The 23,046-nt window shown below is 72.0% G+C and carries 24 protein-coding genes and 4 pseudogenes; 9 read left to right on the forward strand and 19 right to left on the reverse strand.

What is annotated here, in order from left to right; genetic code table 11:
- Positions 1-102: 102 nt before the first annotated feature.
- From OHA91_RS39820 to lysA, 3 genes are all read left to right on the forward strand, one after another.
- On the forward strand, positions 103-681 hold the full coding sequence (locus OHA91_RS39820; protein ID WP_408059151.1) for a hypothetical protein: 579 nt from the start codon (positions 103-105) through the stop codon (positions 679-681).
- 272 nt (positions 682-953) lie between these two features.
- Positions 954-1,286 (forward strand): SAV_915 family protein, encoded by a 333-nt coding sequence (locus tag OHA91_RS04560; protein ID WP_266495023.1) that lies wholly within the window; start codon positions 954-956, stop codon positions 1,284-1,286.
- A 13-nt stretch (positions 1,287-1,299) separates the two neighbouring features.
- The gene (gene lysA / locus OHA91_RS04565; protein ID WP_328738649.1) at positions 1,300-2,634 is read left to right on the forward strand and encodes a diaminopimelate decarboxylase; all 1,335 of its coding nucleotides are present in this window, start codon (positions 1,300-1,302) and stop codon (positions 2,632-2,634) included.
- A 14-nt stretch (positions 2,635-2,648) separates the two neighbouring features.
- Here the strand turns inward: lysA and OHA91_RS04570 are convergent, their stop codons facing one another.
- Complete coding sequence (locus tag OHA91_RS04570) at positions 2,649-3,071, reverse strand: MarR family winged helix-turn-helix transcriptional regulator (RefSeq protein ID WP_266495018.1); 423 nt, start codon at positions 3,069-3,071, stop codon at positions 2,649-2,651.
- A 174-nt stretch (positions 3,072-3,245) separates the two neighbouring features.
- Between OHA91_RS04570 and eno the strand changes: the two genes are divergently transcribed.
- Positions 3,246-4,553 (forward strand): phosphopyruvate hydratase, encoded by a 1,308-nt coding sequence (gene eno / locus OHA91_RS04575; RefSeq protein ID WP_328738651.1) that lies wholly within the window; start codon positions 3,246-3,248, stop codon positions 4,551-4,553.
- A 14-nt stretch (positions 4,554-4,567) separates the two neighbouring features.
- On the opposite strand, the gene OHA91_RS04580 is transcribed toward eno, so the two are convergent.
- Positions 4,568-4,741, reverse strand: coding sequence for a hypothetical protein (locus OHA91_RS04580; protein ID WP_266495013.1), 174 nt, complete (start codon positions 4,739-4,741; stop codon positions 4,568-4,570).
- Between the two features lie 76 nt (positions 4,742-4,817).
- Positions 4,818-5,151 (reverse strand): annotated as a pseudogene (locus OHA91_RS04585) (amino acid permease); the annotation flags it as partial.
- Between the two features lie 226 nt (positions 5,152-5,377).
- Between OHA91_RS04585 and OHA91_RS39825 the strand changes: the two are divergent.
- Positions 5,378-5,496: pseudogene (locus OHA91_RS39825) on the forward strand (sensor histidine kinase KdpD); the annotation flags it as partial.
- Between the two features lie 59 nt (positions 5,497-5,555).
- Here OHA91_RS39825 and OHA91_RS04590 read toward each other — a convergent pair.
- The 6 genes and pseudogenes from OHA91_RS04590 to OHA91_RS04615 all read right to left on the reverse strand — a co-directional run bounded on the left by OHA91_RS04590 (position 5,556) and on the right by OHA91_RS04615 (position 9,108).
- Positions 5,556-6,255: pseudogene (locus tag OHA91_RS04590) on the reverse strand (alpha/beta hydrolase).
- Between the two features lie 94 nt (positions 6,256-6,349).
- Complete coding sequence (locus tag OHA91_RS04595) at positions 6,350-6,733, reverse strand: hypothetical protein (RefSeq protein WP_266495006.1); 384 nt, start codon at positions 6,731-6,733, stop codon at positions 6,350-6,352.
- Between the two features lie 109 nt (positions 6,734-6,842).
- Positions 6,843-7,019: a hypothetical protein gene (locus tag OHA91_RS04600; RefSeq protein ID WP_328738652.1), complete on the reverse strand. Its 177-nt coding sequence runs from the start codon at positions 7,017-7,019 to the stop codon at positions 6,843-6,845.
- Entirely contained in the window at positions 7,016-7,357 is a 342-nt protein-coding gene (locus OHA91_RS04605; RefSeq protein ID WP_266495004.1) for a DUF1048 domain-containing protein, read from the reverse strand. Before OHA91_RS04605 ends, OHA91_RS04600 begins: the two co-directional genes overlap by 4 nt.
- Positions 7,354-7,724, reverse strand: a pseudogene (locus tag OHA91_RS04610) (PadR family transcriptional regulator). The gene OHA91_RS04605 and the pseudogene OHA91_RS04610 overlap by 4 nt, the downstream one beginning before the upstream one ends.
- Before the next feature lie 97 nt (positions 7,725-7,821).
- A complete protein-coding gene (locus OHA91_RS04615) occupies positions 7,822-9,108 on the reverse strand; it encodes an extracellular solute-binding protein (RefSeq protein ID WP_266495001.1) in 1,287 nt (428 codons plus the stop codon).
- Positions 9,109-9,475: 367 nt separating this feature from the next.
- Between OHA91_RS04615 and OHA91_RS04620 the strand changes: the two genes are divergently transcribed.
- Positions 9,476-10,036 carry a hypothetical protein gene (locus OHA91_RS04620; protein WP_266494998.1) on the forward strand — a complete coding sequence of 187 codons (561 nt, stop codon included), beginning with the start codon at positions 9,476-9,478 and terminating at the stop codon, positions 10,034-10,036.
- A 158-nt stretch (positions 10,037-10,194) separates the two neighbouring features.
- On the opposite strand, the gene OHA91_RS04625 is transcribed toward OHA91_RS04620, so the two are convergent.
- The 3 genes from OHA91_RS04625 to OHA91_RS04635 all read right to left on the reverse strand — a co-directional run bounded on the left by OHA91_RS04625 (position 10,195) and on the right by OHA91_RS04635 (position 12,336).
- Complete coding sequence (locus tag OHA91_RS04625) at positions 10,195-11,049, reverse strand: NmrA family NAD(P)-binding protein (RefSeq protein ID WP_328738653.1); 855 nt, start codon at positions 11,047-11,049, stop codon at positions 10,195-10,197.
- A 139-nt stretch (positions 11,050-11,188) separates the two neighbouring features.
- Complete coding sequence (locus OHA91_RS04630; protein ID WP_328738654.1) at positions 11,189-11,644, reverse strand: hypothetical protein; 456 nt, start codon at positions 11,642-11,644, stop codon at positions 11,189-11,191.
- A 173-nt stretch (positions 11,645-11,817) separates the two neighbouring features.
- On the reverse strand, positions 11,818-12,336 hold the full coding sequence (locus OHA91_RS04635) for a MarR family winged helix-turn-helix transcriptional regulator (protein ID WP_328738655.1): 519 nt from the start codon (positions 12,334-12,336) through the stop codon (positions 11,818-11,820).
- A gap of 373 nt (positions 12,337-12,709) precedes the next feature.
- Here OHA91_RS04635 and OHA91_RS04640 point away from each other — a divergent pair, with 373 nt between their 5' ends.
- The 3 genes from OHA91_RS04640 to OHA91_RS04650 all read left to right on the forward strand — a co-directional run bounded on the left by OHA91_RS04640 (position 12,710) and on the right by OHA91_RS04650 (position 16,936).
- The gene (locus tag OHA91_RS04640) at positions 12,710-13,360 is read left to right on the forward strand and encodes an RlpA-like double-psi beta-barrel domain-containing protein (protein WP_328738656.1); all 651 of its coding nucleotides are present in this window, start codon (positions 12,710-12,712) and stop codon (positions 13,358-13,360) included.
- A 235-nt stretch (positions 13,361-13,595) separates the two neighbouring features.
- Entirely contained in the window at positions 13,596-16,043 is a 2,448-nt protein-coding gene (locus tag OHA91_RS04645; RefSeq protein ID WP_328738657.1) for an ATP-binding SpoIIE family protein phosphatase, read from the forward strand.
- A 41-nt stretch (positions 16,044-16,084) separates the two neighbouring features.
- A complete protein-coding gene (locus tag OHA91_RS04650) occupies positions 16,085-16,936 on the forward strand; it encodes a class I SAM-dependent methyltransferase (protein ID WP_328738658.1) in 852 nt (283 codons plus the stop codon).
- Here OHA91_RS04650 and OHA91_RS04655 read toward each other — a convergent pair.
- From OHA91_RS04655 to OHA91_RS04685, 7 genes are all read right to left on the reverse strand, one after another.
- Positions 16,914-17,996 (reverse strand): fatty acid desaturase family protein, encoded by a 1,083-nt coding sequence (locus OHA91_RS04655; protein WP_328738659.1) that lies wholly within the window; start codon positions 17,994-17,996, stop codon positions 16,914-16,916. The two genes, OHA91_RS04650 and OHA91_RS04655, sit on opposite strands and share 23 nt — an antisense overlap.
- A gap of 138 nt (positions 17,997-18,134) precedes the next feature.
- Positions 18,135-18,485, reverse strand: a complete 351-nt coding sequence (locus tag OHA91_RS04660) for an STAS domain-containing protein (RefSeq protein ID WP_328738660.1) — start codon at positions 18,483-18,485, stop codon at positions 18,135-18,137.
- Positions 18,482-19,768, reverse strand: coding sequence for a PP2C family protein-serine/threonine phosphatase (locus OHA91_RS04665; protein ID WP_328738661.1), 1,287 nt, complete (start codon positions 19,766-19,768; stop codon positions 18,482-18,484). Before OHA91_RS04665 ends, OHA91_RS04660 begins: the two co-directional genes overlap by 4 nt.
- Entirely contained in the window at positions 19,768-20,571 is an 804-nt protein-coding gene (locus tag OHA91_RS04670) for an alpha/beta fold hydrolase (RefSeq protein ID WP_328738662.1), read from the reverse strand. The genes OHA91_RS04665 and OHA91_RS04670 overlap by 1 nt, the downstream gene beginning before the upstream one ends.
- A 61-nt stretch (positions 20,572-20,632) precedes the next feature.
- Positions 20,633-20,944: an SCO5918 family protein gene (locus OHA91_RS04675; RefSeq protein WP_266494971.1), complete on the reverse strand. Its 312-nt coding sequence runs from the start codon at positions 20,942-20,944 to the stop codon at positions 20,633-20,635.
- Positions 20,945-20,999: 55 nt separating this feature from the next.
- The gene (locus tag OHA91_RS04680; RefSeq protein ID WP_408059152.1) at positions 21,000-21,398 is read right to left on the reverse strand and encodes a CBS domain-containing protein; all 399 of its coding nucleotides are present in this window, start codon (positions 21,396-21,398) and stop codon (positions 21,000-21,002) included.
- Between the two features lie 45 nt (positions 21,399-21,443).
- On the reverse strand, positions 21,444-22,955 hold the full coding sequence (locus OHA91_RS04685) for a DEAD/DEAH box helicase (protein ID WP_328738663.1): 1,512 nt from the start codon (positions 22,953-22,955) through the stop codon (positions 21,444-21,446).
- Positions 22,956-23,046 lie beyond the last annotated feature (91 nt).

Raw genomic sequence — 23,046 nt, forward strand, 5'->3', positions numbered from 1 at the left:
GCCTCGATCTGGCGTCCCCGAACAGCCGCACGACGCGTTTACGTCCGACAAGTGTGCAGCACGGGTCCCGGTGAGCCGCCGTCCGGGTCTGGGACCGTACGTGTGACAGACGCCGGCCGCTTCCCGCCGTGGGCCGCCTACCCCTTCCCCGATGCATCGGTCACCTCCTCGGCAGCGGCACCGGCCCCGGTGCCGCTGGGGAGCCGCTTCAAGGTGCTGCGGGCGTCCGGCTACGGCATGGCCACGCAGCAGCTGTCGGCGACCATCGACACGGCGCGCTTACGGCTGGAGGTACCGCCCGGCAACGGCGCGGACGCGGTGCGCCTGCGGTACGCCGACCGGGTGTCCGCGCTGCCTGCCTGCGAGGCGGTGTACGCGGAGGCGGTGGCGGAGCGGCCGGGCATGCCGGCCCGGCGGCCCGGGTGGGACCGTGGGACCGTGCTGGCACCCCAGGGCGGCCGCGACGGCGGCTCACGGACGGCGGGCCCGCAGCCGTTGCGGCTTGCGAGTCCGCCGCCGGGCGACTGCCAGGCCAGGACGGCCAGCAGTTCCGCGCCGCGGACGCGGGCCTCGGCCGCCGCCCTGTGCAGCGCCGTCGGGCTTCCCGGGGTACCCGTCACACCGACCACGACTCTCGCCACGGCTTCCGTTCCCTTCTTCTGCATGTGCCGGTTCACATGAAAGGGCTCCGGGGAGGATCCCGGGGCGCTGTTGACGGCTCTCTCACGCCGGTATCCGCGACCATGACGGGTTCCTGACGCCGACCCGCCCCGCGCCGCCCGCCCCCGCCCCGGCCGTCAGCGATGCGTATGGACTCGGCCGGTCGCCGTAAGAGCCGCGTTACGGAGCGGCCCCGGGCTGGGGAAGGCGGGGATAGCTTCGTTGCCGTGCCCCGGACCGCCTCCCCGCATCCGGGGCCTCATCCGCCACTCGTGGTTCCCCAGGAGGGCCCCATGTGTCTGTTCCAGTACGACGACCCCGAGCCCGAGGAACGGGTCCCGGCCGGACCCCTCTACGTGCCCGTCCGGCCGGGTACCGCGGAGGTGGTGCTCCGGATGTTCCGCACCCCTCTGGGCGACCGCACCGCCGTCGGTTTCACCCGCCCCGATCTGCTGGCGAGGACGCTCGGCGCGGGGCATCCCTGGATCCGGCTGTCCGAGTCCGCACTGCGCGCCCTGGCCGCACCGCTCGGCGGGTGCCGGCTCACGATCGACCCGACCTTCACCGCTCCCGCCGTCACCCCGGTGCCGGCGCGGACGGCCGACGTCGCGGCCCGCGCTCTCTGAGGGGGAAGTCCCGATGACCATTGCCGTTCTCTCCGAGGTCGCCACCGGCGCGGAGGATCTGTCCATCTGGCCCGCGTCCACGCGGCGGCTCCCGCACGGCGGCCTGGCCGTCGGCGGGGTGTCGCTGGCGGAGGTGGCCGACCGGTTCGAGACGCCGGCCTACGTCCTTGACGAGGGGGAGGTGCGCGGGCGCTGCCGGACCTACCAGGACGCCTTCCCCGACGCAGACGTGCTGTACGCCGCGAAGGCGTTCCTGTCGCGGGCCGTGGTGCGCTGGGTACGGGAGGAAGGCCTCGGCCTGGACGTGTGCTCGGCCGGGGAACTGGAGTTGGCCGTCACTGCCGGATTCCCGCCCGAGCGCATCGTGCTGCACGGCAACGCCAAGTCGCCGCGCGACCTGGAGGCGGCGCTGCGCCTCGGCGTCGGGCGGATCGTCATCGACGGGCCGTCGGAAATCGCCCGGATCGCGGCCGCCGTCGGCCCCGAGGGGCACCAGAAGGTCATGGTGCGGGTGGTGCCGGGCGTGTCGGCCGGGGGCCACGACAAGATCCGTACGGGCACGGACGACCAGAAGTTCGGCCTGTCCCTCACCGACGGGAGCGCGCAGCACGCCGTCTCGCGGATCCTGGGCCAGCCGCAGCTCGAACTGACCGGCCTGCACTGCCACATCGGCTCCCAGATCACCGAGGTGAAGCCGTACCTGGTGGCCCTGCGCCGCATGGTCGGGCTGATGGCGCGCATCCGCGACGCGCACGGCATCGTCCTGCCGGAGCTGGACATGGGCGGCGGCCACGGCATCGCCTACCGGCCCGGCGAACCCGCCCTCGACCTGACCGCGTTGGCCCGGCGGCTGCGCGCGGAGCTCGTCGCGGGCTGCGGCGCGGCCCGGCTGGCCGTACCGCGGCTCCTCATCGAGCCCGGACGAGCGGTCGTCGGGCCGGCCGGCGTCGCCCTGTACCGCGTGCTCGCCGTCAAGCACACCGGCGAGAAGGTGTTCGTGGCCGTCGACGGCGGCATGAGCGACAACCCGCGGCCCGCCCTGTACGGGGTGCGCTACGCGCCCCGCCTGCTCGGCCGCGCCTCGACCGCCGGACCCCGTACGGCCACGGTCGTCGGCCGGCACTGCGAGGCGGGCGACATCCTCGCGGCCGATGTGGAGCTGCCGGGCGACGTCCACCCCGGCGACCTGCTCGCCGTACCGGTGGCCGGCGCCTACCAGCTGTCGATGGCCTCCGGCTACAACCTGGTCGGCCGCCCCGCGGTCGTCGCGGTACACGAGGGCACGGCCCGGGTGCTGGTCAGGCGCGAGACCCTGGACGACTTCCGCAACCGGGACGTCGGCGACTGACGCCAGCACACGGCTCAGCGGGCGGCGAGGCGCTCCAGCAGGGCGGTGCTCCGTGCCAGCAACGCCCGCTCCTCGTCGGTGAGTTCGGCCTCGATGACCTGTGCGAGCCAGCCGGCTCTGCGGCCGCGCTCGGCTTCGAGCGCGGCCCGGCCCGCGTCCGACAGCTCGACCAGGGACTTGCGGCCGTCCGTGGGGTGAGGCCGGCGCGTGATCAGGTCCTGCTCCATGAGCAGCCCCACCGCCCGGGCCATCGACTGGGGGCGCACGCGCTGGTCGGCGGCGAGGTCGCTGGTGGTCATGGGGCCGTTGCGGTCGAGCGCGCCGAGCACGGCGGCCTGGCCCAGCGGGATGCGGTCCTCGTCCTTGACGCGCCGGACGAGCCTGCCCATCGCGATGCGCAGTTCGGCGGCGATGGCGGCGGCTTCCGAGGTGGGCATAGGGCACTTTACCCCGTTGGTCAGCAAAGCTGTGCACCTGACCTGTACAGCATTGCTGCGCAGCAATGCTGTACAGCAGAACTGAACAGCATTGCTGTATGGTTTTTGGTGTCGGGGCCGGCGCCAGCGCTGTCGCAGCCGGGGCCCCGGCACATGACAACGGGAGGAACCACCATGTCCGAACAGGCCGCCGGAAGCGGCGACGCCCGCATCGAGACCGTCACCGCCCGCCGGATCATCGACAGCCGGGGCAACCCCACCGTCGAGGTCGACGTCGTCCTGACGGACGGGTCCCTGGGGCGCGCGGCCGTCCCCTCCGGCGCCTCCACCGGCGCCCGGGAGGCCGTGGAACTGCGCGACGGGGACCCCGCGCGCTGGCACGGCAAGGGCGTGGACCGCGCGGTGGCCCACGTCAACGGGGAGATCGCGGCGTCCGTGCGCGGCCGGGACGCGGCGGACCAGTCGGGCCTCGACGCCGCGCTGGTCGCGCTCGACGGCACGACCACGAAGTCCCGACTCGGCGCGAACGCCATCCTCGGCGTCTCCCTCGCCGCCGCCAAGGCCGCGGCGGCGGCCCACCGCCAGCCGCTCTACCGCTACCTCGGCGGCGCCGGCGCCCACCTCCTGCCGCTGCCGATGATGAACATCGTCAACGGCGGCGCCCACGCCGACAATCCGCTGGACTTCCAGGAGTTCATGATCGCGCCCGTGGGCGCGGACACCTTCGCCGAAGCCGTCCGCATGGGCAGCGAGGTCTTCCACACCCTGCGCCGCGACCTGCTGGCTGCCGGGCACTCCACGGGCGTCGGCGACGAGGGCGGCTTCGCACCCGCGCTGCGCACCGCCGAGGAGGCGCTCGACTTCGTGGTGGCGGCCATCGAGCGCACCGGCTACCGCCCCGGCGCGGACATCGGCCTGGTCATGGACCCGGCGTCGTCGGAGTTCTTCCGCGACGGGGTGTACGACTACGCGGGCGAGGGGGTGCGCCGCACCCCCTCCGAGCACGCCGACCACCTGGCGAAGCTCATCGACGCCTACCCGGTCGTCTCGATCGAGGACCCGATGGCGGAGAACGACTGGGACGGCTGGCGCGAGCTGACCGCCCGCGTCGGCGACCGCTGCCAGCTCACCGGCGACGACGTGTTCTGCACCGACGAGGCGCTGCTGCGGGAGGGTATCCGCATCGGCGTCGGCAACTCGGTGCTGGTCAAGGTCAACCAGATCGGGACCCTGACCGAGGCGCTGGCCACGGTGGCCACGGCCCACCGGGCGGGGTGGACGGCCGTCATGTCGCACCGCTCGGGCGAGACGGAGGACACCACCATCGCGGATCTGGCGGTGGCGACCGGCTGCGGCCAGATCAAGACCGGTTCGCTCTCCCGCTCCGACCGCACGGCGAAGTACAACCAGCTCATCCGGATCGAGGAGGAACTGGGCGACGCGGCGCGCTTCGCGGGCCGCTCCGCCCTGCGCCGGGCCTGAACGGCGCCCCGCCCTCAGGGCCGGTAGACGATCTCGATGCCCATCGCGGCGATGATTCCCCAGACGCCGAGGCCGAGCAGCCACATGGCTTCGAGGGCGGCACCGGTGGCGATGACGGTCAGGCCGGCCGCCCCGAGGGCGCGCACGGTCCGGCGGATGCCGCGGTCGGGAAGCCAGTCGCTGGTCACGTGACGAGAATCCCGCCGGACCCACGCGATGGCGAGGGTCCGACTGGATTCCTGTCGGCGTCTTGATGCCGGTGCGTCAGCCGGCGTCGCCGGTGAGGCGGAAGCGCACCCGGCAGATGACCGCGTCGGTGTCCCGGCGGACGGCGTGGGCGACGACGGAGCCGCGCTGGTCCTGCAGCACCCGCTGCCACAGGTGGGCGGGTTCGGTCTCCGGGATGAGGACGGTCACCTGGACGTCCGGGCGGGTCCGCGCCAGTGCGCGTCCGTAGCCGGAAACGGGCCGGCCGAGCGTGCGGGTGTCCGAGGGGAGCTCGAGGAGTGCGACGCCCGGCTTCCACAACTCCCGGTCACGCCACAGGGCTTCGGCCGCCACCCGGGACCTCGGGGGCCGGGTGGGTGACGGTGACGGCGTACGAGCCGCCGCTGTCCGGGAAGGCGGCGATCACCTGCCGGTCCGAGGCAACGAGCACGGCCAGGAGCGCGGCGAGGCCCTGGAGTGCGGTCAGCCGGTGCCGGTCCCCTGCCGGGGCGTCGCCGTCACGCCGGTATCGGGCGGCTCATCCGCGCCCGGTACCAGCAACACCATCGGCCAACGCAATCGGCAATCGGCAATCGGCAGAGAAGAAGAGTCGGATCATGGGGCGCGGCAAGCTCCGCATCCACCTCGGCGCGCAGTGCCGGGCGTCGGCAAGACCTACGCGATGCTGTCCGAGGCGCACCGCCGGATCGAGCGGGGCACCGACTGCGTCGTCGGCTCACGCCTCGCGGAAGAACTGTGCCGACCGCCGAAGTTCGATCGTTCTCATCGCAGCCGTCAGCGCGTGGCTGTGACTCCTTCGTTTCGCCTGGGCGGGGTGCGGGTTGCGAGCAGTTCCAGCACGAGTTCCACGATGAGATCGGGCTGTCCCACGAACGGGGAGTGGCCCGACTGCCACTCACGCGCGTCGGTGCAGCGCGAGGCCATCCTCCGCTGGAGGCCCGGGTCGACGGCCCGGTCCAGTGCACAGACGACGTAGGTGGATGGAGTGTGCTTCCAGCTGTGGCGCTCCGGGACTCCCCGTCCGCAGCCGGGGGCCTGCGCACGCAGGAGGCCGACCGCCCGGGCGGCGAGGGGTTCGGGGCAGTCGCCGTAGAGGGTGTGGACGGCCCGTTCGGGGTGCAGACTGGTCGAGCCGTCGGCCTCGGGGACTATCGCGTCGCGGAGCTGCGGGGACGCACCGCCCAGACCGGCCGCGCTCTCGCCGACATCCAGTACGAAGGCCGCCAGATATACCAGGTGCCCCGCTCCGTGCACTCCTGTGATCACTGCCCCTCCGTAGGAGTGACCGAGCACGATGGGGGGGCTCCGGCAGTGCCTCGATGACAGCCTGGACGGCGGCTGTGTCAGCGGTCAATGAGCCCCGGTGGAGTTCGGGAACGACGACCTCGGTTCCCGCGGTCCGCAATCGTTGCGCCAGCACGGCGAAGTGCTCGGGACGGTGGTACAAGCCGTGAACGAGAACCACAGCGGCCAACTCGCCCGCCTCCTCGGATCGACACCAGGCCAGTGAGCCCCCAGCCCCCCGAAGCATGACCGGCCATCACCTTGATCCATTTTAGCTGCACCGCCTAGCAGTGATGGCCGGCCGGGCATTCCGAGAGCGGGCCGAGGAGGAGCCAGAGGAAGAACACCGGGAGGGCGGAGACCACCGCCATGACGGCGAAGCGTCCTCGGGCCCGGCGTCGACCGCCGATGTGCGCCAGCACGTACCCGATGGCCGGGGTGCCCACCGCGCTGGCCGCGGCGGCCCGTGCGAACCTGTCTCCGAACTCCTGCCCCACCTCCGGGAAACCCATCGCGCGGGCGATCCCAGGGGTGAACAGGATGAGCGGGGTGGCGATCCACCACCACCGCGACAACCCGGTGATCGCCCGGTCCAGCCCGGAGGGGGCCGGGCCACCGGCCGGTGCGCGCCCGGGAGTTCGGTCTGCGGTGGAACGGGAAGAGGACATACCTGAACCGTAGACGGCCGGATCGGCGGGAAACAGCGACCGGCCGCCGCACTGGTTGCGCCGAAGCGCCGTCCGGAGCCGCGGCCGCCCCGCACACGCCGCTACGGCGTCACCGGCCGGGGGCTGCGGCCCGCGGCTCCGGCGCCACGGGCACACCGCTTCCACCCCGCCCAGGTTCGCCGGTGAGGTCGAGGTCGCGGCCCGCCCGGCCTTCCGGGTCTCCAGCCTTCGGCGGAGCGGCGGGGAGCGCGATCAGTCCGAAGCGCCAGACCATCGCGACCGTCATGACGCCGAGGCCTCGGCTTCCTCGGCGCGAGCGAGGGCTTCGGTCAGCTGCTTCCGTGCGCGGGCGGGGACGTAGCCGCCCTCCGAGTAGTTCTGGGCGAACGCTCCGAGGAACTCCACGGGGTCCTCCCCGACGATCGCGCGGATCGCCGTCCCGTCCGCCGCGGCCTGCTCGAAGAGGTCGGCGAGGTCCTCGAACATCGCGGCGTTGCCATCGCCGTCGGTCGGCACGAAGTGCATCGGGTAGCGCTCGATCGCCTCGACCGCCGCGTGGTGGCCCCCAGGAAGCTCCTTGACCCGCGCCCTGTACGCCCACCAGCGCTTCTTGGGCCCGATCACCTTCGAGATGAAGCCGCTCCTTTCGACATCGGACCTGCTTGCTCGCCCCCTTCGCGGAGCTGTTCCCGTCGCTCCGCGAGGAAGCTCCACGCCCCCCAGAACTCTTCGAGGTACCCCCGCCCTTGCGAGTTGAGCGAGTACACCTTGCGCGGCGGCCCCTTCTCGGACGGGACCCTCTCCACGTCGACGAGACCGCGCTTCTCGATCCTCACGAGCAGCGCGTAGACGGTGCCCTCGGCGATGTCGGAAATCCCTGCTCCCGCAGCCCCGCGGTGATCTCGTAGCCGTACGCGGGCCGGCCGGACAGGGACGCGAGGACGATGCCCTCGAGCGTGCCCTTGAGCATCTCGGTCATCTGCCTGGTCATCGCACACCTCCTCCCCCAGCTATTCAGTGCTACTGACTACCGGTACTTAGCAAGACGGAATGGCTGGGGAGGGGGAAGGCGTCGCGGGGCGAAGGGGTCAGGTCTTGGCGGCGGCCTTTTCGGCCTTCTCGGCCATGTCCTCCAGGACTGCCTTCGGGTCGCCTCCCGGCTCGACGGCGCGGCCGATGTTGCGCTTGATGGTGTCGCTGACGGTCACCCAGGACGGGTCGTTCACCGGGTAGAGCCGGGCCGTCCGCAGGGCGTTCAGGAAGTCCTCGTCGGTCCGGCTGAGCCCGCCGCCGGCCGGGGTCCGTGCAGCGGAGGCGGTGGCCGGCAGCAGGTGGTAACGGCCCACGAAGTCCGACAGGTTCTTGTCCTGGTAGACGAACTCCAGGAACGTGCCGATCTCGGCGCGCTTGCCGTTCTGCTTGAAGGCAACCATCCAGTCGGCCACGCCCACCGTGGGCGGGATCTCCCCACTGCCCAGCGAGTCCGAGACCGGCATGGCGACGGTGCCGACGCCGATGCCCTTCGCGGCCGCCTCGTGGGCGAGCGACGGATAGCCGTTGAGCATGCCGACCTCGCCCCGCAGGAAGGCGGCGAACGCATCGGCGCGGTTCAGCTTGGACGGTGCGGTGGGCCCGACGAGGCCGGGGGTGACCAGGTTGTCCCTGACCCACTGCCAGGTCCGGATGTTCTTCTCGGAGTCCAGGCTGTAGCTGCCCCGCCCGTCGGCGTAGCCGCCGCCGTTGCTGAGCTCCCAGATCAGCGCCTCGGCGTGCGCCTCCTCGGGCCCCAGCGGCAGGGCGTACGGGTACTTCACGCCCTTGTCCCTGAGCGCCTTGGCGGCGGATTTCAGGTCGGACCAGGTCTTGGGGGCCTCCTTGACGCCCGCCTTGGTGAACAGCGCCTCGTTGTAGAAGAGCAGGCGGCTGCTCGCCACGAAGGGCAGGCCGTAGAGGCGGTTGTCGAAGGTGCCGGCGTCAGCGAGCGGCTGGAGGAAGTTCGCCTCGGCGCCGACCGAGAGGAGTTCCTCGGCCGAGTACAGCTTCCCCTGCGCGGCGAAGTCCGAATAGGAGCCCATGAGCGCCACGTCCGGTGCCTCGCCCTCCTTGACCATGCGGGAGACCTCACGGTCGATGTCGGCCCACGGCAACAGCCGGACCTCGACCTTGATACCGGGATTGGCGTCGGTGAACGCGCCGGTCACCTTGTCCCAGTAGGTCTTGGAACTGGTGGCCGGGGTGTCTCCGTACTCGGCGGCCACCAGGCGGAGCGTGCCGCTGTCACCCGCGCCGCCGTCCGGAGCACCGCATCCGGAGAGTTGCGGCAGGAGGCCGAGTACGGCCGCGGCGGCGGCCGGACCGAAGATCTTTCGTCGCACGAGCGTATTCCCCTGATGTCGCTTGGATGTTGCCGCGCACGGCGCACCCTGCCGGGGGTGCCCTGCGGCCCGGTGGCCGGAATCATCTCCCGGGATGGGAGTGATTGATTCCGCTCTGGGAGCAGGTGTGGCCGATGATCCAGTCGCAGGCGTGCCCGCTTGGCGGTTCCGACGAGGCTCCGGGCGATCCGACGCGCGTAGAACGGGCCGCGAGGGCCGGCCCGGTCTCCTCGACGGCCCCGTCGACACGTCGGTCCGGGGCCGGGGGCCCGTTCGGCGGGATGGTGAAACGCTCCGCCTGCCCACCTTCGGGTGAGCGGGACGCGCCCGGCGCTGCCGACGCCGAGCCGAGGTCGAGGATGCGCGCATGCGACTCTCCTCGACCCTGCCCCGCCGCGTCCTCCTTCCCTTCGTCGCCGCCGTCACCCTGCTGGCCACCGGCGGCACCGCCGCCGTGACCGCCGCGGACGCCTGCGGTTCGATCATCACCGCACCGCTGGCCCCGCCGGTCCGGGCGGACGATCCCTGCCCCAGCACCGATCCGGTCGTGTGCCGCATCCGTGTCATGCCCATGGACGAAAAGGTCGAGGCGCAGCGGACCCGGATCCGCTACCACGACCTGCTGGAGGCCATGCACCGCACCGAGGCCGACATGCGTGAAGCGGGCGCGTCCGACGAGGAGATCGCCCGGGAGCTCGTCGACATGCGCAATCAGGCGAAGGAGATCACCCGCGCGGGCATGTCCCCGGAAGAGGTCCGGATCCTGGAGGAGCGCAACACGGCCAAGTACGGCAACCCCCTCGGGCCCACCGCCGACCAGCTCTACGCGAAGTACGGCTCCTGGCAGAAGGTCACCGACGCCGCCAAGCGCACCAGCTACGCCGTGGACCGCGAGCTCGCCCTCGAATACCGCCCCTGCCCCGTCTGAACGGACACGGCCGGAGCCCTTCGGTGCGCCGGCGTGCGGACCGCGCGTCGATCCAGGAGGCTTCGGTCGGCTGGACGATCTCGGTGTCCGAGCGTTCCCGGGTGGTGTTCCAAACATCATGATCATGGTTCACCCGTATTGCCCCGGGGCCCGTCGGTCTACCTGCGGAAACGGTCACGGTGTTCGTGGAGGAAGGCATCGAGGGTCCGGGGCGGGCGGCCGAGGATGCGCGCGACGTCGCCGGTGGGGCATTCGGGTCGGGCGACGGCGAGTTGCTGGATCTCCGTCACGTGCTCGGCGAGCCAGGCGGGCATCTGCGCACGCTGGACGAGGTGGTCGCGCAGCTCGTCCGGAGCGAGATCCACATATCGGATCGGATGTTCGGTCAATACGCTGAGCCGCCTGGCGAGTTCGGGGTGCGAGACGGCTTCCGGCCCCGTGAGGACGTGGGCGCCTCCCGCAATGTCGGGCCCGGTGAGCACGGCGGCGGCGACGTCGCCGATGTCGCGGCAGTCGACGTAGTTGCAGGGCGCCTCGCCCATCGCGCCGAGGATCACGCCCTGGGCGACGGCCGGGGCCAGCCGCAGGAGGTTCTGCATGAACGCGTAGGGACGCAGGACGGTGTGCCGCATCCCGAGCGTGCGCAGGCGTTCCTCCACGGCATGGTGTCCGCGGGAGACGGCGACCGGGGAGTCGGGTTCGGCCGCGGGTGCGGAGAGCTTGACGACGTGTCCGATGCCGGTCTGCGCGGCGATGTCGATGGCGCGGGTCTCGAATGCCACCTGTGCGGGGCCGTTGGCCATGGCGAGGAAGAGGCGGCTCGCACCCTCGAAGGCGGTGCGCAGCGAGTCGGGGTCCGCGGCGTCGGCGTACCGGACCTCCAGGGTCGGGCGGTGCGCGTCGGTGACGCCGGGTATCGGCCGGTGCGGGGTACGGGTGAGCGCGCGGACGGGTGCGCCGAGCGCGAGGAGGCTGTGGAGCACGGCGTTGCCGGTCGCTCCGGTCGCTCCCATGACGACGATCATCGGGTGTCCTCTCTTGCCGGTGGGTTGCATGGTGGTCTGGTGCTGCGACCGGAAGGGTTCACCGGGTCACAGCACTGGGCCGCCACTTCCGGATCTTGTCGGCCCGGCAAGATCCGGAAGAGACGGTCTAGCGGGCGAGGGCGCTTCGCCAGCGGAGGGTGACGACGGCGGTGGCGAGCGCCGCGGACGTGGGCAGGTCGACGCGCAGGCGGTCCGTCCGGACGCCGGAGGGCACGAGGGTGTGCGCGGGCAGCCACCGGGCGGCGCACCACCCCAGCAGCGCCGCAGCTCCGGCGGCGGCGACCACCAGTACGACGGCCACGACGGCCCTCGGCAGGTCGGTGGTCCACCGTCGGGGCCGGCCCCCGTTCCGCAGCCAGGCGCCGACCAGGAACGCCACCACCGCGGACGTACCGGCGATGGAGGTGACGGCGGCCACGGCCAGATCCCGCTGCCCGGTGGCGACGGCGGCGGCGCCGGCCGTCAGCGCGGGGGCGGCGTAGGCGGTCAGCACCTCGCGCCACAGGGCGAACGGCCGGGGCGTCGCACGGCCGCGGCCGGCCCTGTCCTTCGTTGCGGGCATGGTGGCCCCTTTCTCGCTCAGGCGGGGCGAGCAAGCTGCCCCGGCAAAATAATTAGCCACCTAACTATCGGCCCGAGAAAAAGGCCCTGCCCGCAGGGGCGGGGCCGGACGGGCCGGGCGTCGGATCGATCCGCGGATCGATCCGCGGATCAGTCGGCGGATCAGTCGGCGGATCAGTCGGCGGCCAGGGCCTCACTGCCGCGCACCACACGGGCCAGCAGATCGAGGAACACCGTACGCTCCTCGACGGAGAGCCCGCCCACCATCGCCTCCAGCCGCCCGAAATGGTCGGGCGCCATGTCCCGCAGGCGCCGAGCACCGCGCGCCGTCAGGATGGCGACCGTACCCCTGCCGTCCTCCGCGGACGGGCGCCGGGCGATCAGACCTTCGCGCTCCAGGCCGTCCAGCAGGCCGGTGACCGTGGCCCTGGAGACGTCGAGGTCGGCGGCGAGCCGCGAAGGCGACTTCTCCCCGCCGTGGTCCTCGAGGTCGGCGAGCAGGCGGTAGCGGCCCGTCGACAGGCCGAACCGGGCGAAGTGCGCCTCGGCCGCCCGGCCGACCCGCGCACCCGCCGAGATCAACCTCACCGCGACCAGCACCGCCTGCGGGTCGGCGTCCAGGCCGTAGTGCTCGACCTGCCGCCTGGCCTGGTCCAGCGTGGGTGCTTCGCCGTCGATCCCGTTCTCCGCCATGCAAGTAATATGGCACCTAACGACCTGAGTGTCCAGAGGCCGTGCCCATGAGGTCCGGCCGAACATTAAGGGCGGTTCAAGCGGCCCTTAAGGCCGCCTGTGGTCTCCGCGCCGATCGAGGGCGCCACCGCGAGCGCACCCGCCTCGACCACCCCGGGCGGCGCACCTTCCACCTGCGACTTCGCACGCGCTCCGCAGGCCTCGAACCATGCGCGGCATGCGCCCGAGAGCACGCGAACCCTCCCCACCGCCGGATTTGTAATGCAGCGACAAGAACCGAACCCGCGCGCGACCTCGGGCGTATGCAGGACGAGGGAGACAGCGTCCATCGGATCGAGGAGTGTCCATGTCCCGGAAACGAACGATGAGTTTTATGAAGAAGCTCGTGCTCTCCGTCACCACGGGAACCCTGGTGACCGGAGGGGTCATCGCCACCGTGGCGACCGGCAACGCCTCCGTCCCCGACGTCGTGTGCCGGGGGTCGACGGTGACGCTGTCGGGCGAAGCGGGTCCGCCGGCGGCCACCAGCGGAAACTTCCCCGTCGGAACGAAGCTGAAGGTGACCAACCTCGACAACGGCCAGGCCACGACCGTCACCGTCAACGGCCCCTCCGGCAGCTGCGTCCTCCTCAACAACGCAGCCTTCGACAAGGTACGAGAACCCGGCAAGAACCTGATCCGACGAGCCCGCGTCGAACGCGTGGGCGGCGGCAACGCGCCGGCCACGGCTGCCAGCCCCTCCGCCGCCGCGGGCGCCCAGGCACCGCCCGCCACCGGTCAGGTGGTGTGCCCGGGGTCGACGGTGACCCTGTCGGGCGAAGCGGGTCCGCCGGCGGCCACCAGCGGAAACTTCCCCGTCGGAACGAAGCTGAAGGTGACCAACCTCGACAACGGCCAGGCCACGACCGTCACCGTCAACGGCCCCTCCGGCAGCTGCGTCCTCCTCAACAACGCAGCCTTCGACAAGGTACGAGAACCCGGCAAGAACCTGATCCGACGAGCCCGCGTCGAACGCGTGAACTGACCGCCCGGGCCGGATTCGGGGCCGTCATCCGAGCCATGGCGGGGCCGCAGGCACGGCCTCCCCCGCCATGGCGCCACCCGAACCCGATCGGCGGGATGATGAAACGGTCCTTCCCCTGCGCAGGAGCGGAACGCGCCCCGGCGGACCCGGCACCGGACGGCGCAACGCCTCTGGCTCCCGCCGCGGACATCGGCCAGCATGAGAACAGCGGGACCGGCGGACGAGATGGGCACGCATGCGCGCCACCGAGAGCAACCAGGACTATCCCTTCGCTGTCACGAACACGGCCGCGGCACTGCTGGACGGCACCGGGACGGTCGTCGCCTGGACGGCGGCGGCCGAGGCCCTCCTGGAGCGGCGGTCCGCCGACGTGTGCGGCCGGCCGGCCCGGGACCTCCTCGCGGACGCGGGCGGCTGGGACGCGGTGCTGGCCCAGTGCGGCAGGCCCGGGGATCCGCAGGGCCGGGAGGGCTGGGAGGGCCGTGCCACACTGCGCCACGGCTCGGGCGGCGAGCTGGAGATCGGCTTCCGCGTCCTCCCGCTGAACGACGGCGCACGGGGGGACACGGCCCGGTTCCTCGTACTCGGTGCGGCCCTGGACCTGGTAGCCCGGTGGCGGCAGGACCACGCCTTCACGCACGAACTGTTCCTGCAGGGCCGGGTGGGCCTGGCCGTCTTCGACAGGAACCTGCGGCTGCTGCGGACGAACTCGCACCTGCTGCCGTACACCGGGGTGCCCGTCGACCTGCGCGGCCGGCGGCTGGCCGACTTCCTGTGGGCCGAGGACGCACGGACCATCGACGACCGGCTGTGGGACGTCGTGCGCAGCGGCACCCCCCTGGTCGGTTTCAACGCGACCGTACGCACCCTCGACGACCCCAGAGGCGGCCGGATCGTCACCATCCAGGCGTTCCGGCTCCAGGAACCCGAGGGACACCCGATGGGGGTGGCGGCGGTGTTCACCGACGTCACCGACCACGAACGCGCGCGCGGCCGCCTGGACCTGCTGTACCGCGCGACCGGAGCGCTGGGCGGTTCGCTGTCCGTGCTGCGCACCGTGGAGGACCTGGTGAAGGTCCTGGCGCCCGCGTTCGGCGACTGCGTCGCGGTGGACCTCGCGGAGACCGTGCTGACCGGCGGTGAACCGCCCGCCGACGGGGAGCTCACGCTGCCCCTGATCCGGATGGCCGTCGCCGGAACGGAATCGGAGGCCCTGCGCACGGGGACGGCCCAGTTCGCGGCGCCGCTCGCCGCCCCCGGGGCGCGGGAGTGCCGGGGAGAGCTGGTCACCGGCCTCGGCGACCCGCCCCCGGGCTCCGGGCACGGCGCGCCCCCGGAATGGGCCACGACCGTCCCGGACGCGCATTCGGCGATGACGGCTCCGCTGTGCGCGCGGGGCATCAGGTTCGGCAGGCTCACGCTCTGGCGCACCGGGGACGCCGCACCGCCGGACGAGGACGACCTCGCCCTCCTGGAGGAGATCGCCGCCCGCGCGGCCGTCGCCGTCGACAACGCGCGGCGGTACACCAAGGAACGCCGCACCGCAGTGGGACTGCAGCGCAGCCTCCTGCCGCCGGCCACCTCGGAGAAGCCCGCGCTGGAAGCCGCCGGCCTCTACCTGCCCGCCGACGCGGACAGCGGAGTGGGCGGCGACTGGTTCGACGTCATCCCCCTGTCGTCGGCCCGGGTCGCCCTGGTGGTCGGGGACGTCGCCGGTCACGGGCTGCACGCCACGGCCATGATGGGACGCCTGCGCAGCGCCGTTCGCGCGATGGCGGACCTGGAGCTGGAACCCGAGGAACTGCTGGCGCACGTGGACGACATGGTCCTGCAGTTCGCCTCCGAGGCGGAGAACGGCGACCCGGACGACGGCGACGCGGGCATTCCGCTGCCCTCCGGACCGGCGGGTGCCACCTGCCTGTACGCCGTCTACGACCCGGTCACCCGGACCTGCGTCATGGCGAGCGCGGGCCACCCGCCGCCGGCCGTGGTCGGCCCGGACGGAACCGTCGAGTACGTCGAACTGAGCCCCGGCCCGCCCCTCGGGGTCGGCGGCTGGCCCTTCGAACCGGTCGAACGCGAGCTGCCGCCCGGAAGCGTCCTCGCCCTCTACACCGACGGCCTCATCGAACGCGGAGAAGGGGACATCGACCACGGCATGCGCGACCTGGCGGACCGGCTGCTGCGCTCGGACGTGCTCGGCCGGCCGCTGCGCGAGGCCCGGCACGACATCGTGGCAGGCCTGCCACCGGGCAGGCTTCGGGACGACGTCACCCTGCTGCTGGCCCGTACCCGGGCGGTGGAAGCCGACTCGATCACGACGTGGCTGCTCGACCCCGACCCGGCGGTCGTCGCCGACGCGCGCCATCTCGTCCTGGCCCAGCTGACCGCCTGGGACCTCGACGAGCTCTCCTTCAGCACCGAGCTCATCGTCAGCGAGCTGGTCACCAACGCCATCCGCCACGCCGGCGGCCCGGTCCGGCTCCGCCTGATCCGGGCGGACACCCTGACCTGCGAGGTCTCGGACTCCAGCAACACACAGCCGAGGATGCGGCGCGCGCGGAGCTCCGAGGAGGGCGGCCGCGGCCTGTACATCGTCGCCCAGCTCTCGCACCGCTGGGGCAGCCGCTACACCATGGGAGGCAAGACCGTCTGGTCCGAACAGAGCCTGCCACTCGCCTGACGGTCCGGACCGTCGGTCCGAAAGCACAGGAGGTGGTGGCCGTGAGCAGCACTCTTAGGGTCGATCCCGCGAACGCCGAGCAGGCGGGCGCCTGGGACGGCCGGGAAGGCGCGTACTGGGCGGAGCACGCCGACCGGTTCGACCGCGCGATCCGCCCCTATCTCGCGCACTTCCTCGCCGCGGCCGACGTGGCCGCCGCCGACCGGGTGCTGGACGTCGGCTGCGGCACCGGCGAGACCACCCGCGCCGCGGCACGGCGGGCGAGCGGCGGCCGGGCACTGGGCGTGGACCTGTCGGCGGAGATGCTGCGGGTGGCACGGCAGCGGGCGGTGGCCGAGGGGACGGACAACGCCGAGTTCGTACAGGGCGACGCACAGGTCCACGCCTTCCCCGCGGCATCGTTCGACGTGGCCGTCAGCCGCACCGGGACGATGTTCTTCGCGGATCCGGTCGCCGCGTTCCGCAACATCGGCGGTGCGCTGCGGCCGGGCGGACGCCTCGTGCAGCTGGTCTGGCAGGAGGCGGCGGGCAACGAGTGGTTCCTCGCGTTCACCCGTGCCCTGGCCGCCGGACGGCCGATGACCGGGCCGCCGCCGGACGCCCCCGGGCCGTTCTCGCTGGCCGATCCCGACCGGGTACGGGCCGTTCTCGGCGCCGCCGGATTCACGGACGTCCGGCTGGAGCCGCACGGCGAGGAGATGTGGTTCGGTGAGGACGCGGCCGACGCGGAGCGGTTCACGCTCGGCCTGCACGGCTGGATGCTCGACGGTCTCGACGACGACGGCCGACGTCGCGCCGTCGACGATCTGAGGGCCACCCTCACCGCGCACGAGACCGCCGAGGGCGTCCGCTACGCATCGGCGACCTGGATCATCCACGCGACCCGCCCGTGAGCCGGGGCCGGCCCGGTCGACGGCGGATCGGGGCGCCGGCGTCGTGGAGACTGGCGAGGGTCTGCCGGTAGGAGCCGACCAGGCTGGTCTCCAGGTGGCTGACGCCCAGTTCCCGGCAGTGGCTGCGGACGATGGCCTGGGCCCGGCGCAGGTGCGGGCTCGGCATGCTCGGGAAGAGGTGGTGCTCGATCTGGTAGTTCAGGCCGCCCAGCACTACGTCGGTGATGCGCCCGCCCCGCACGTCGCGGGAGGTCAGCACTTGGCGCCGCAGGAAGTCCGGGCGGTCGGCGCCCTTCAGCACCGGCATGCCCTTGTGGTTCGGGGCGAAGATCGAGCCGAGGTAGACGCCGAAGAGGCACTGGTGGACGACGAGGACCGCGATCGCCTTGTCGGGCGACAGCACCACGAACAGCACACCGAGGTACAGCGCGACGTGCGTGAAGAGGAGCACTCCCTCCCACACGCGGTCCTTGAGGCCGGGGTCGGCCAGCGACCGTACACCGGAGACGTGCAGGTTGAAGCCCTCGAGTGTGAGCAGCGGGAAGAACAGGAATGCCTGGTGTCGGCCCAGGAGCTGCGGCAGTCCCGTGGCCGCACGGGCCTGGTCCTGTGTCCAGACGAAGATGTCCGGATCCAGGTCGGGATCGAGGTTCTCGTGGTTGGGGTTGGCGTGGTGCCTGGTGTGCTTGTCCTGCCACCAGCCGTAGCCCATGCCGATACCGAGGTTCCCGGCGATGCGTCCGCACAGCTCACTGGGCTTTCGGAGCCGGAAGACCTGACGGTGCGCGACGTCGTGCGCCAGCAGCGCCACCTGGCCGAACACGAAGGCGAGGAACGCGGCGGTCACGAGCGCCCACCAGCTGTCGCCGATCAGTACCAGGGCCGTCCAGCCGATGAGGTAGAGGCCTGTGACGGCGGCGATGCGGAACGCGTAGTAGCCGGGGCGCCGCCGCATGAGGCCTGCCGCCTGGATCTTCCTGGAGAGGCGGGCGAAGTCGCTTCCCGGCTCCGCGCGCCCGGGCGGGGGCGGGGGCGGCCTCACCGTCTGCGAGGAATTCATGATCAGAGGCCACTTTCCGTACCTGGGGGGCGGCGGCGGATGACTGGAGCTGCGAGTGCCGGAGGTGCCCATGGAGCGCCTACCCGGAAGCGCGCGATGAACGTGCGGCTCGGTGCCCGGATTTCTCCCGGCCTCGCCTCAGGTGGTCGGCCGGTGTCCTGTGGCCGAGTCGAGATCGGGGTGGATGGTGAAGACCCGGTCGAGACCGACGATGCGCAGGATACGGATCGTGTTGTCCGGCACGGCCGCCAGGACGATGTCGGCCTGGGCGGCGACGGCGTGGTTCCGGGCGACGATGAGGGCGGTGATACCGCTGGAGTCGCAGAACCGTATGCGGGACAGATCCAGGACGAGGCGTTGTCCTGGTTCCAGGCTGAGGGTCGTCACCGCCTGTCGGAGGCGGGGGGCCTGGTCGTAGTCGAGGTCGCCGGCGATTTCCAGAACGGGGCCGGGGCCGGCTTCTCGGATGGTGATCGTCAGGGCGCTCATGTCGGATCGTACTCTCGCGCGACGGGGAGGGGGCGGGGCACGCCGAGGGCGAGCAGCGCCGTGTCGTCGTCCAGGCCTTCGCCGAAGCCGTCCAGCAGGCCGGTGAGGGCTGTGACCAGCTCATGTGCCCCGGCCTGGGCGATGCCGGCGGTGAAGGCCCGCAGGGCTTCCTCCCCGTACAGCTCGCGGTTCGTGCCGACGCGGGCTTCGGTGAGGCCGTCCGTGTAGAGCAGCAGGGTGTCGCCCGGGCCGAGGATGGTCCCGGCCGGGGTGAAGTGGGGGTGGGGCAGGATTCCGATGAGGAGGCCGCCGGGGGTGGGCAGGTAGTCGGCCCGGCCGTCGGCGCGCACGACGAGTGCGGGGGGATGGCCGCCGGACGCCAGGTGCACGGCAACCGTTCCGGCGGCGGTGTCGGGTTCCAGCACGCCGAAGATCGCGGTGCAGTAGCGCGGGTCCCCGCTCGTGAACCGCTCGTGGAGGACGGTGTTCAGGGTGGTGAGCACGGCTGTGGGGTCGCGGTCGTGGAGTGCTGCGGCACGCAGGGTGTAGCGGGCCAGGGAGGTCACGGCGGCGGCCTGGGGGCCCTTGCCGCAGACGTCACCGAGAAAGAACGCCCACCGCTTGTCGTCCAGGGGGAACAAGTCGTAGAAGTCTCCGCCGAGCCGGTCGACGGAGGCCGTGTGGTAGTAGGAGGCCGCCTCCATTCCGGGCACCGGGGGCAGGGCGGCCGGGAGCAGGCTCTGCTGGAGCACCGCGAGTGCTTCCCGGAGGCGTTCCCGGTCGGATTCGGCGCGGCGGCGTGCCTCCTCCGCCGCCCGGCGCTCGCGGAGCAGTTCGCCTTCGTAGGCACGGCGCTGTCGCGCGTCGAAGACGGTGGTGCGGATCAGTATCGGTTCGCCGTCGCTGCTGGTCTTCAGGGTGGAGGTGACCAGGACCGGGAGTCGCCGGCCGCCCGGCGCCTTGAGTTCCAGCGCGATCTCGCTGATCTTTCCCTGCATGCGCAGGAGGGGGGCGAAGTGCGTCTCGTGGTAGAGCCTGCCGCCGACGGTGAGGAAGTCGGTGAGGCGTTTGCGGCCCACGACTTCCTCGCGTGTCAGGCCGAGCCAGCCCAGGAGCGTCCCGTTGATCCTTGCGATGGTGCCGTCCATCAGGGTGGACAGGTATCCGCAGGGGGCGGATTCGTAGAGTTCCTCGGCGGTGTCCTCCAGCAGCGACGAGAACACGGCGTTGGTGGCCTCCTCTTCGCCCTCGGGCCGCTCCGGGTTCTGGGCCGTGCGGCCCATCACCGCAGCTCCCGCAGGAACGTGCGGATGGCCGACGTGGTGGCCTCGGGGGCGCTGAGCTGGGGGCAGTGACCCGTTGCGTCCAGGGTGACCAGGCGGCTTCCGGGGATGGCCGCGTGGACGTGGGCGCCCACCTCTCGCGGTGCGATCGCGTCCTGGGCGCACTCCAGCACCAGCGTCGGCACGGTCACCGACTTCAGGTCGCCGCGGCTGTCGGAGAGGAACGTGGTGCGGGCGAATACGCGGGCCATGGCCGGATCGGCGGCGCAGAAGCTGTGGGCCAGCTCCTCCCCCAGCTCCGGACGGTCCGGGTTGCCCATGATCACCGGCGCCATGGCGGCGGACCAGCCGAGGTAGTTGGACTCGATCGACTCCAGCAGCTCGTCGATGTCCTCGGCACTGAAGCCGCCGCGGTAGGTGTCGTCGTCGATGTAGCGCGGTGACGGACCGACCATGGCCAGGGAGGAGAACCGCTCGGGGGCGACGGCCGCCGCGCGGACTCCGATCATGGAGCTGACCGAATGCCCTACGAAAGCCACGTCTTCCAGGTCCAGGGCCTCGCAGACCTCGATCACGTCACGGGCATAGCCGTCCAGCGACATGTACCGCTGGTCGCTCCACGCGGATGGATCGGAGCCGCCCGAACCCACGTAGTCGAACAGGACCACGTGGAATTCCCCGGCCAGCGCGGGCGCGACGAGCCGCCACATGTTCTGGTCGCAGCCGAACCCGTGCGCCAGCACCACCACCTGCCTGCCGGGTGATCCGATGACCTTTACGTTGTTCCTGCGGAGGATGTCCATCCGGTCGTCCTGTTCATTGGGCTGGAGTCGTCGGCGCTGCCGCCGGAAACGGGTCCCCCGCTCAGACGGCCACCGGGGTGCCGAGCATCGCGGATGCCTGCTGCAGAGGGGTGAGGACGCGCGTGGGCGCGGCGGCCCGGGGAATGCCGCGGCAGGTGAAGCCGAGCTGGGTCATGGCCCGGACGACTTCGCCGGCGCTGAAGTCGCGGCGGTCCTGGCGGGTGATGACCTGACCGACCTGCTTGACGGGGTAGGTACGGCGGCCGATGGTCACGGACTCGCCGAGGACCGGCTCGGGTTTGATGCCCTTCATCGATTCCAGGACGCCGCTCTTGGTGAGATCGAACGGGAAGCGGGCGATGACGCAGCGCATGGGGCCTCACAGGGAGAAGGAATCGGGACGGTTGCACGCGGGGCGGGGGGAGCGGTCAGCGGGCGAGGGCGAGGACGCCCGGAGCGCTGCTCTGTCCGTCGACGACGGGGAGGGCGTCAAGTCGGCGGTGGCGCATTCCGGCCCCGGCCGTCATGGTCACGGGGAAGGTGGCCGGCGCGCGGTCACCGAGGACGTCGCGGAGCCGGACCCGGTCCGTGTACGCGGCGCCGTCGCGGACGGCGGCGAGCTGGGCCGGGGTCACCACCCCGGTGCACAGGCCGTCGTCGTCGCAGACCCGCAGATGGCGCGCACGGGCACTGGCCATGACGGACAGGGCCACTTCCACCGTCATGTCGTCGGAGACCTGGGGTGAGGCGGTCTCCTGGGCGTCGTCCGCCGCCCGGTGCCCGGGGTCGGCGACGGCCGTGCGGGGTTGCATCTGGACCAGCGTCAAAAGGTGCCTCCTGCAGAGGTGGGTCAGGGTGCGGATCACGTGGTGTCAGGCCGCCGCGTCGACGGAGGTCCGCCGCCCGGTGACGCGCCGGGCGGCCGAAGCGGAGCCGCGCCGGCCGCGGGGGGCCGTGCCGCGCTTGGGCCGGTCGGACGCCGGGGCGGTGATGACCACGGGGACGCCGGAGGGGGCCTGGGCGCCGGTGATCCTGTTCAGCGCTGCCTCACCGGAGCGGACCTGGGTGGTCTGCGGGGTGATGCCGGCGGCGGCCATGAGGCGGGTCATGTCACGGCGCTGGTTCGGGGTGACGAGGGTGACGACGCTGCCGGACTCCCCGGCGCGGGCGGTGCGTCCGCCGCGGTGGAGGTAGTCCTTGTGGTCGGTCGGGGGGTCCACGTTGACGACGAGGTCGAGGTTGTCGACGTGGATGCCGCGGGCGGCGACGTTGGTGGCGACCAGGACGGTGACGTGTCCCGTCTTGAAATGGGCCAGGGTGCGGGTGCGTTGGGGCTGGGACTTGCCGCCGTGCAGGCCGGCCGCGCGTACTCCGCTGCTGAGGAGGTCCTGGGTGAGCCGGTCCACCGCGTGCTTGGTGTCCAGGAACATGATCACTCGGCCGTCGCGCGCCGCGATCTCGGTCGTCATCCGCTGCTTGTCGGCGCCGTGGACGTGCAGTACGTGGTGTTCCATCGTCGTGACCGCGCCCTGGGAGGGGTCCACGGAGTGGACCACGGGGTCGGTGAGGTAGCGACGGACCAGCAGGTCGACATTGCGGTCGAGGGTGGCGGAGAAGAGCATCCGCTGGCCCTCGGGGCGGACCTGGTCCAGGAGGGCGGTGACCTGGGGCATGAAGCCCATGTCGGCCATCTGGTCGGCTTCGTCCAGGACGGTGATCGCGACCTGGTTCAGCCGGCAGTCGCCGCGGTCGATGAGGTCCTTGAGCCGACCGGGGGTGGCGACGACGACCTCGGCGCCGCCGCGCAGCGCACTCGCCTGCCTGCCGATCGGCATGCCGCCGACGACGGTGGCCATACGCAGCTTGACCGCACGGGCGTAGGGGGCGAGGGCATCGGTGACCTGCTGGGCGAGCTCACGGGTCGGCACCAGGATCAGCGCCAGCGGCTGGCGGGGCTCGGCGCGCTGCCCGGCGGTACCGGCCAGCAGGGCAAGACCGAAGGCCAGCGTCTTGCCGGATCCGGTTCGGCCGCGGCCCAGGACGTCACGGCCCGCCAGAGTGTTCGGGAGGGTCGCGCCCTGGATCGGGAACGGGACGGAGACTCCCTGGGCGGTGAGCGCGGCGAGGAGCTCGGGGGGCATGTCGAGGTGCGCGAACTCCTCGACGGCCGGCAGTGCGGGCGTGATCGTCTTCGGCAGGGCGAATTCACCCTGCGTCGCGGCGGACCGCCGGCCGTAGCCGCCCGAACGGCTCGGACCTCCCGAACGGCTCGGGGCGGACGAACCGAGGCGACTGCTACGACCCGAGCCGGCGGCATATGCGAAACCCGCACCGCCGGTGCGGCGCGGGTTGCGGGACGAACGGTTGGTACGTGTGGGGTTCATTCAGAACCTTCCTTGATACGGCACGCATCAAGGAATTTCCGCCGCGGAAGAACATCGCGGGGAATCGCAAGAACGGACCGAATGGAATGAG

This window comes from Streptomyces erythrochromogenes, assembly GCF_036170895.1.
Taxonomy (GTDB): Bacteria; Actinomycetota; Actinomycetes; order Streptomycetales; family Streptomycetaceae; genus Streptomyces; species Streptomyces erythrochromogenes.